The sequence below is a fragment of the uncultured Anaerococcus sp. genome (assembly GCF_947253225.1).
GTDB lineage: Bacteria > Bacillota > Clostridia > Tissierellales > Peptoniphilaceae > Anaerococcus.
Window position 1 is genome coordinate 1 of record NZ_CAMXYR010000100.1, and the last position, 3,333, is coordinate 3,333.

A 3,333-nucleotide genomic window follows, 5' to 3' on the forward strand; every position below is an offset into this window, starting at 1 on the left:
ATTTTATATAAGTATTTAATTTTTTTATTAAATCGGATTTTTTTTGGTTAAGTCTATCATGTGTTTTGTTAGTTCTATAAAATTCTTCTACTGCTTGACTCATTGTATCAAATTCCATTTCGTAGTAGGATAAATTTGTTAACCTATAGGTATGATAATCTTTGATTTTATTATTAGAACTGTAAGTATAACTACATAACTTATCTAGAACGATATTATTTTTTAATTCATGAAGTTCTTTATTAAGAAGGAACTTTTCATGTTCACTTACTAATCCCCAGTTGATTCTATCGTCAATCCCAGCCCTGTAAATTAATTCTTTTCCGACAGCAGGTGAAAATCCAGTAAAATTTTCTTGGAAAATTTTGAAAGGTACTTTATCATCAGGTAATCTTTTATCAATAAGTTTTATATAGTCTGTGAAATTATTAGAAATTATATCTATTTTATTATTCTCAATAAAATTATATTGTAGAGAAGGAAAGATTTCCCTAACTGATGACATTTGATTATTTATTCTCTTGATAGCATCGATTATTTTAAATTTATCGTCAACAAGAATAATGTTAGAGTACTTGCCCATTATTTCTATTATTAATTTTTTTGATGTATCAAAACCCATTTCATCAATTGAAGAAATAGAGAAAATAACAACTCTATCAAGTCCCTTCTGTTCAATATTTACAATTTTACCTTGATTTATATGCTTTCTAAGAACCATACAAAAGTTTGGGGGAGTATCAGGGTTTTCATATTTAAGCTTTGTTATATTTATTCTTGCTTCATTATTGTTAGCACTCAATATAAGTTTATAACTTTTACCCATTGAATATACATTAAAAACTATATCATTTTTAGATGGCTGGGTTATTTTTTGAATTTTCCCACCTAGAAGTATATTCTTTAGCTCATTTACAATTTTTCTAGTGACTATTCCATCATAGCTCATTTTATCACCTCCTTAGCATTATACAATTAAATTCATATACTTGAAGTAATAAGGTCTTAAAAGTAAAATATCAATAATAAGGGGGCAGAATGAAAAAGGGATTTTTATTAGTGATATCAGGACCATCTGGAGTAGGAAAGGGCACAGTATTACACGATCTTATGAATACTCAAAGCAACCTTGTATATTCTGTATCAGCTACTACAAGGAAGAAAAGAGATGGAGAGATTGAAGGAGTAAGCTACTTTTATAAGAGTCATGAAGAGTTTGAAAAAATGATTGAAGAAGATAAGTTCCTTGAATTTGCTCACGTTCATAATAATTATTATGGTACGCCCAAAGAATTCGTTGAATCTAAGATAAATGAAGGAAAAATTGTTATATTAGAAATTGATGTCCAAGGGGCTCTAAATATCAAGAAAAATACTGATAATGGGGTCTTTATTTTTTTGGCACCACCATCTTTAACAGAATTAAAAAATAGAATTGTAGGACGTGGAACAGAGACAGATGAAGATATAAAAATCAGGATGCATAATGCAAGAAAAGAGCTTCAACATATTAACGATTATGATTATCTTGTTGTAAATGATCACCTAAATTCAGCTATAACATCAGTAAATGAAATAATAAATGCAGAAAAACATAGAGTTTTTAGAGAAGAAGAGTTAAATTTTAAGGAGGTAGAAGATGAATAATCCATCTTTTAAAAAATTAGGAGAAATTAGTCCTAGTAGGTATGAAATTTGTATGATGTGTGCCAAGAGAGCTAGAAGAATTGTTAATGGTTCTGCACCTTTGACACAAGAAGTAGAAGCAAAACCTGTAACCCAAGCTCTACATGAAATAATAGAAGAAAAAGTAACTAAAAATGTTGAAAGGTAAAAACATCCTATTAGGTATAACTGGAGGAATTGCATCATACAAGGTTCTCGACTTATGTTCTAGACTGAATAAAGAAGGTGCTATTCTTAAAATTATTATGACAACATCGGCTTGTGAATTTGTAAGACCACTTAGCTTTGAAACAATGGGGAAGTGTAGAGTCTTTACAGATTTGTTTGAGGGAAGTCACGAATCAGTCCACCACATAGACCTTCCAAAATGGGCTGACGTTTTTTTAATTGCACCAGCTAGTGCTAATACAATTGGCAAAATGGCTAACGGAATAGCAGATAATTTCTTATTATCATCTTATCTTGCTTGTGATAAAGATGTTATTATCGCTCCATCGATGAATACGAATATGTTAAATAACCAAGCAACAGTTAAAAATATTAAAACTTTGCTTGAGCATGGTGTTAAGGTTATTGAACCTGAACCAGGGTTGTTGGCATGTAACACTGTTGGTGATGGAAGAATGGAGGAGCCAGAAAAAATCGTTTCTTATTTAGATGATTATTTTACAGAAAAAGATTTGATGGGAAAGAAAATTATTATCAGTGCAGGACCTACTGTTGAGCCAATTGACTATGTAAGGTACATAACAAATAAATCTAGTGGCAAGATGGGTTATAATATAGCTAGAGAAGCTAAAAAAAGAGGTGCTGAAGTTGTTTTAGTATCTGGACCTGTTAAACCAATGGAAATTGATGGTATTAAAAGAATTGAAGTAAGAACAAATTCCGAAATGAAAGATGTCATCGAAAGATATTTTGATAACTCTGATGCACTTATAATGTCCGCTGCTCCAGTTGATTACAAAGTTGAAAATCCTAGTGATAGAAAAATTAAAAAGACTGGAAATAGTTTAAAACTAAATTTAATTGAGAATGATGATATTATCAAGTATTTTGCTAGCAAAAAAACTAAACAATTAATAATTGGCTTTGCAGCAGAAACTGATGATTTGATTGAAAACGCTAAGACTAAACTAAAGAATAAAAATTTAGACTATATAGTAGCTAATGATTTGACAAAATGGGGTGCAGGTTTCGATGTTGATACAAATATAGCGTCAATAGTATCAAAAGATAAGGTAAGAAAATTAGAAATAATGCCTAAAGAAGAATTAGCTAATGAAATTTTAAGTTTATTAAGGTGATATTTTGCACGCAAAAATAATTATTGATAGTAATAGTAGATTTTTGGATAGAAGCTTTACATATAAAGTTCCAGACGATTTATGTAGTAAAATTACAACTGGGGTTAGGGTCATAGTTCCTTTCGGTAAAGGAAATAAAACAGTTGTTGGTTTTGTATATGAATTATGCGAAAACATCAAAACTACTTATATACTAAAAGAAATTATAGAAATAATTGATGATAGAAAGCTAATTTCAGATGAACTAATGGATTTAGCTTTTTTTATGTCAAAAAGATACCTATCTCCTATAAATGATGCTTTAAAACAGGTTATGCCTCCAACTAGCATCAAAGATATT

At 29.7% G+C, this 3,333-nt stretch carries 4 protein-coding genes and 1 pseudogene; 4 read left to right on the forward strand and 1 reads right to left on the reverse strand.

Annotated features, from left to right (window positions below; all coding sequences use genetic code 11):
• Positions 1-949, reverse strand: a 949-nt coding sequence (locus tag Q0W95_RS07750) for an NFACT family protein (protein ID WP_297791536.1), incomplete at its 3' end; no start/stop codon positions are given.
• Positions 950-1,038: 89 nt separating this feature from the next.
• Between Q0W95_RS07750 and gmk the strand changes: the two genes are divergently transcribed.
• From gmk to Q0W95_RS07770, 4 genes and pseudogenes are all read left to right on the forward strand, one after another.
• The gene (gene gmk, locus Q0W95_RS07755; protein WP_297791538.1) at positions 1,039-1,647 is read left to right on the forward strand and encodes a guanylate kinase; all 609 of its coding nucleotides are present in this window, start codon (positions 1,039-1,041) and stop codon (positions 1,645-1,647) included.
• Positions 1,640-1,834, forward strand: a complete 195-nt coding sequence (rpoZ, locus tag Q0W95_RS07760) for a DNA-directed RNA polymerase subunit omega (protein ID WP_297791540.1) — start codon at positions 1,640-1,642, stop codon at positions 1,832-1,834. Before gmk ends, rpoZ begins: the two co-directional genes overlap by 8 nt.
• A complete protein-coding gene (coaBC, locus tag Q0W95_RS07765; protein ID WP_297791542.1) occupies positions 1,821-2,993 on the forward strand; it encodes a bifunctional phosphopantothenoylcysteine decarboxylase/phosphopantothenate--cysteine ligase CoaBC in 1,173 nt (390 codons plus the stop codon). Before rpoZ ends, coaBC begins: the two co-directional genes overlap by 14 nt.
• Before the next feature lie 4 nt (positions 2,994-2,997).
• A pseudogene (locus Q0W95_RS07770) lies at positions 2,998-3,333 on the forward strand (primosomal protein N'); the annotation flags it as partial.

What these genes read in the sequence shown, in the direction of transcription:
- coaBC (WP_297791542.1), top strand. Translation starts at nt 1,821, where the DNA reads ATGTTGAAAGGTAAAAACATCCTATTAGGTATAACTGGAGGAATTGCA.
- rpoZ (WP_297791540.1), top strand. Translation starts at nt 1,640, where the DNA reads ATGAATAATCCATCTTTTAAAAAATTAGGAGAAATTAGTCCTAGTAGG.
- gmk (WP_297791538.1), top strand. Translation starts at nt 1,039, where the DNA reads ATGAAAAAGGGATTTTTATTAGTGATATCAGGACCATCTGGAGTAGGA.